Raw genomic sequence first — 5,062 nt, forward strand, 5'->3', positions numbered from 1 at the left:
TGAGGCAAGTACCACCAACTCTGAGTTGGTGGTACTTGCAGACGCCTCAACGGCATCGGGGGAGAGCTCGAAGCACTCGATGTCGGTGATCGCGCCGACTCGCTCGTCACGCCATCGCGCCCGCACGCGCGCGCCGGTCGACATCGCGTCTGGGGTTCCGGCGTCCACGGCGTGCAGCAGCGAGGTGTCGGAGCCGTCGAGCTGGATCAGCGCCCACGCGAACGGCCGGTCCAACGGCTGGCCTTCGAGCGGTGAAGGGATCCACGACCAGCCGCGCACCACGCCGGTCGACGCCACGTCGACGAACTCGGTGAGCCGCTCGGCGGTCACCGGGTCGTACTCGAGCGGCGGCACGTGCACCCGGCCGTCGGAACCGCGGATCCCGGTCACCTTGCGGCGGCGCAGATCCGTGAGGAACCGGCCCAGCGTGGGGCCGGTGGAGCGCGTGTAGTCGAAGCCCACGTCGAGCGGAGCACTCAGTGGCCGAGTCACAGATCAAAGTGAAACAGGTTCTCGAAATGGTGGCAAGATGGGTGCATGAAGCTCGGTCTGCAGCTCGGCTACTGGGGTGCCGCGCCACCCCCGAACGCCCCCGAACTCGTGGCGGCGGCAGAGGAATTCGGCTTCGACGCGGTGTTCGCGGCCGAGGCGTGGGGCTCGGACGCCTTCACCCCGTTGGCGTGGTGGGGATCCGACACCCGACGGGTCCGGCTCGGCACGTCCGTCGTGCAGATGTCGGCACGCACACCGGCGGCCTGCGCGATGCACGCGCTGACTCTCGACCACCTGTCGGGCGGACGGTTCGTGCTCGGCCTGGGCGTCTCCGGCCCGCAGGTCGTCGAGGGCTGGTACGGGCGGCCGTTCGCCAAACCCCTTGCCAGGACCAGGGAATACGTCGACATCCTGCGTCAGGTGATGGCCCGCGAGGCGCCGGTCCGCAACGACGGCCCGCACTACCCGTTGCCCTATCAGGGGCCGGGCGCGTTGGGGCTCGGCAAACCGCTCAAGCCCATCACCCATCCGCTGCGCGCCGATCTGCCGATCTGGCTCGGCGCGGAGGGTCCGAAGAACGTCGCGCTGACGTCGGAGATCGCGGACGGCTGGCTCGCGATCTACTACGCGCCCAGGCTGTCCGGGATGTACGACGAGTGGCTCGACGACGGGTTCGCCACATCAGGCCGTAGCAGGGAGAACTTCGAGGTCGCGGCCACCTGTCAGGTCGTCGTGACGGACGATCCGGTGGCGGTCAGGGCGATGCTCAAGCCGTTCGTCGCTTTGTACATCGGCGGAATGGGTGCGCCGGGCATGAACTTCCACGCCGAGGTCTTCACCCGCATGGGATACGGCGAGGTGGTGCGGGACATCGGCAGGCTGTTCCAGGCAGGGCGCAAGGACGAGGCGGCACAGGTGGTTCCGGACGAGCTGGTGGCCGAGATCAGCATCGTCGGCAACGCCGAGCACGTCCGCGACGAGATCGGGAGGTGGGAGAAGGCGGGCGTCACGATGCTCATCGTCGGCTGTCGTGACGTTGCCTCGATCAAGGCCGTCTCTGAGGCTTGTCAGTAGGTGAAACGCGTTCTACTTTGAGGGTGTGGTCACTGGACTCTGGAACATCGCCGCCGACCAGCCGGACCTGACCGCGCTGGTCGATCCGAGCGGTCGCGAGATCACCTACCGGGAGCTGGCGGCGCAGGCCGACCGCTACGGGCGCGGGTTCCAGGCCTTGGGGCTGGAACCCGGCGACAGCATCGTGCTGATGCTGCCGAACAGCGCCGAACTGGTGGCGGTGTACTTCGCCGCCTACCAGACCGGCCTCTACGTCGTGATGGCCAACTGGCACCTGACCGGGGCCGAGGTCGCGTACCTCGTGCAGGACAGCGGTGCCAAGGCGTTCGTGGCGCACGAACGGTTCGCCGCAGCGGCGACAGAGGCGTCAGCGAGCCTGCCGGCCAACGCCAAGTACTCCGTCGGTGACATCGACGGGTTCACGCTGCTCGGCAAGCTCGGCGAGGACGAATCCGGACGCCCGGACGTGCGCACGGCCGGCTCGCCGATGCTCTACACGTCAGGCACCACAGGCAGGCCGAAGGGCGTGCGCAGGCCGTTGACCGGCGCGGATCCTGACGTGGTCCCACCGTCGGCGCCGTGGTTCTTCGGCATCTTCGGGATCAAGCCGCACGACGGTCACGTGCACCTGTGCGGGTCGCCGCTGTACCACACGGCGGTGCTGAACTTCGTCGTGATCTCGATCCAGCTCGGCCACACCGCGGTGCTCATGGACCATTGGGCACCCGAGGACATGTTGCGGCTGATCGAGCGCTACAAGGTCACGCACAGCCACATGGTGCCGACCCAGTTCCACCGCCTTCTCGCACTGCCGGACGACGTCAAAGTCAAGTACGACATGGGTTCGCTGCGCGCGATGATCCACGGCGCCGCGCCGTGCCCGCTCGAGGTGAAGCGCCGCATGCTCGACTGGTGGGGACCGGTCGTGATCGAGTACTACGCCGCGACCGAGGGCGGCGGGACAGCGATCTCCGCACAGGAATGGCTCCGCAAGCCCGGATCCGTCGGACTGCCGTGGCCGACGTCGGAGATCAAGATCCTGGACGAGGACGGCAACGACCTGCCGGTGGGCGAGCGCGGCCTGGTCTACATGCGGATGGGCGACGCGACGTTCGAGTACCACAAGGACGCGGAGAAGACGAAGGCCGCGCGCGTCGGCAAGCTCTTCACGTTGCAGGACATCGGCTATCTCGACGAGGACGGTTACCTGTTCCTGTGCGACCGCAAGAACGACATGATCATCTCCGGTGGGGTGAACATCTACCCGGCGGAGATCGAGGGTGAGCTCGTCTGTCACCCCAAGGTCGCGGACGTGGCCGTGTTCGGCGTGCCGCACCCGGACTGGGGCGAGGAGATCAAGGCGGTCGTCCAGCCCGCCGATGGTGTCGAGCCCGATGACGAACTGACCGAGGAGCTGCTGGAGTTCGCCCGCACGAGGCTCGCGAAGTTCAAGCTGCCACGGACGATCTCCTACCTGGCCGAGCTACCGCGCGACCCCAACGGCAAGCTGTACAAGCGAAAGCTCCGTAGCCAAGAGCAAAGTTCAAGCAGTGCGTGACGCGATCAAGATGACCCCGGCCGAGGTCGAGGAGTTCCTGGCCGGGCAGAAGACGTTGATCGTGGCCACCATCGGCCGCAACGGCCTGCCGCACCTCGCACCGATGTGGTTCGCGGTGCTGGACGGCGAGATCGTGTTCTGCACGGACCGCAAGTCGCAGAAGATCGTGAACCTGCAACGAGATCCTCGCTGCAGCGTGCTCGCAGAGGCGGGGGAGACCTACGACCAGCTGCGCGGCGTGCACATGGAGGGCGTCACCGAGTTCACCCCGGACCTCGGCCGAGTCGTCGACGCCGTCGTGGCGCGCAACTTCGGCGAGGTCGGTGACAGCGACGTTGAACGAGAAGCTTTGCGCAAGGCCATGTCCAGGCGCGTCGCCGTCATCTTCCGTCCAACGCGGACGGCCAGCTGGGACCACCGGAAGCTGATGTCTGGAGCGACCTCATGACCCTGAACCGCCGTCAGGTGCTCGCCGGAGCCGGTCTCGCGCTGGCCTCCGGACTGGTCAAGACCTCACCGGCCTCGGCAGACCTCGGCGAGTTCGACGTCGTGGTCGTCGGCTCGGGCGCGGCCGGTATGACCGCCGCTCTCGCCGCCGCCAAACGAGGCCTGAGTTGTGTGGTGGTGGAGAAGGCGCCGACCTTCGGCGGTTCCGCAGCCAGGTCAGGTGCAGGTATCTGGATCCCCAACAACGAGATCATCCTCGCCGCCGGCATCCCCGACACACCGGAGAAGGCCCGGCAGTACATGGCGGCCGTCGTCGGTGACATCCCGGTGATGCGGCAGCAGGCCTACCTGACGTACGGGCCGCAGATGATCTCGTTCGTCATGCGGAACAGCCCGCTGCGGTTCCGGCACATGGACGGGTACAGCGACTACTACCCCGAGTACCCCGGCGGTATCGCGAAGGGCCGGTCGATCGAGCCGGAGATGCTCGACGGCCGCGTCCTCGGTGCCGAGCTCGCGAACCTCAACGCCCCCTACCTCGCCACTCCGGCGGGCATGGTCATCTACGGCGCCGACTACAAGTGGCTCGCACTGGCCCTGGTCAACGCCAAGGGAGCCGCCACGGCCGCAGCGGCACTCGCCCGTGGCACGGCAGCGGCGCTGGCCGGCCAGAAGCCTTTGACGATGGGCCAGGCGCTGGCAGGCGGTCTGCGCGCGGGTCTCATGCAGTCGAACGTGCCGGTCTGGCTCAACACCGGCCTTGAGGACCTGCACGTGGAGAACGGCGCGGTGCGTGGCGTGCTGACCTCGCGCGGGCTCGTCCGAGCACGGCGTGGCGTCATCATGGGTTCGGGCGGCTTCGAACACAACGCGGCCATGCGCGCCCAGTACCAGCGGCAGCCCATCGGTACACAGTGGACGGTCGGCGCCAAGGAGAACACCGGCGACGGCCACCGCGCGGGCCAGCGCGCCGGCGCGGCGTTCGACCTGATGGACGACTCCTGGTGGGGCCCGGTCATCCCGACGCCCGGCTCGCCGTACTTCTGCCTCGCCGAACGCACCCTGCCCGGCGGCCTGATGATCAACGCTGCTGGCCAGCGGTTCGTCAACGAGGCCGCGCCGTACAGCGACGTCGTGCACACCATGTACGACAAGAACCCCGCCGACCCGTGCATCCCCGCGTGGCTCGTCGTCGACCAGAACTACCGCAACAGGTACCTGTTCGCCGACGTCGCGCCCACGTTGCCGCTGCCGGACGCCTGGTACCAGGCCGGCGCGGTGGTGAAGAACTGGTCGCTCGACGGGCTGGCCGGTGCGATCGGCGTTCCCGGCACCGCGTTGAAGGCGACCGTCACCCGGTTCAACAACCAGGCCTTCACCGGCCGCGACCCCGACTTCAAGCGCGGCGACAGCGCCTACGACCACTACTACACCGACCCGGCCGTCTTCCCGAACTCGTGTCTCGCCCCGCTGTGGGCACCGCCGTACTAC

The 5,062-nt window shown here is 67.9% G+C and carries 5 protein-coding genes; 4 read left to right on the forward strand and 1 reads right to left on the reverse strand.

All coding sequences use genetic code 11. From position 1 onward, the window contains the following. Positions 1–492: Zn-ribbon domain-containing OB-fold protein (locus UK23_RS22805; protein WP_045313640.1), on the reverse strand; the 492-nt coding region annotated here is incomplete at its 3' end. 45 nt (positions 493–537) lie between these two features. Between UK23_RS22805 and UK23_RS22810 the strand changes: the two genes are divergently transcribed. From UK23_RS22810 to UK23_RS22825, 4 genes are all read left to right on the forward strand, one after another. Further along, positions 538–1,566 carry an LLM class F420-dependent oxidoreductase gene (locus tag UK23_RS22810; RefSeq protein ID WP_045313637.1) on the forward strand — a complete coding sequence of 343 codons (1,029 nt, stop codon included), beginning with the start codon at positions 538–540 and terminating at the stop codon, positions 1,564–1,566. 25 nt (positions 1,567–1,591) lie between these two features. Next, a complete protein-coding gene (locus UK23_RS22815; RefSeq protein ID WP_045313638.1) occupies positions 1,592–3,124 on the forward strand; it encodes an acyl-CoA synthetase in 1,533 nt (510 codons plus the stop codon). Further along, on the forward strand, positions 3,117–3,572 hold the full coding sequence (locus UK23_RS22820; RefSeq protein WP_231114627.1) for a pyridoxamine 5'-phosphate oxidase family protein: 456 nt from the start codon (positions 3,117–3,119) through the stop codon (positions 3,570–3,572). The genes UK23_RS22815 and UK23_RS22820 overlap by 8 nt, the downstream gene beginning before the upstream one ends. Continuing rightward, positions 3,569–5,062 (forward strand): FAD-dependent oxidoreductase (locus tag UK23_RS22825; protein WP_045313639.1); only part of this gene is annotated, 1,494 nt, incomplete at its 3' end. The genes UK23_RS22820 and UK23_RS22825, both read left to right, overlap by 4 nt.

Origin of the sequence: Lentzea aerocolonigenes, assembly GCF_000955955.1 — a bacterium.
GTDB classification, from domain to species: domain Bacteria; phylum Actinomycetota; class Actinomycetes; order Mycobacteriales; family Pseudonocardiaceae; genus Lentzea; species Lentzea aerocolonigenes_A.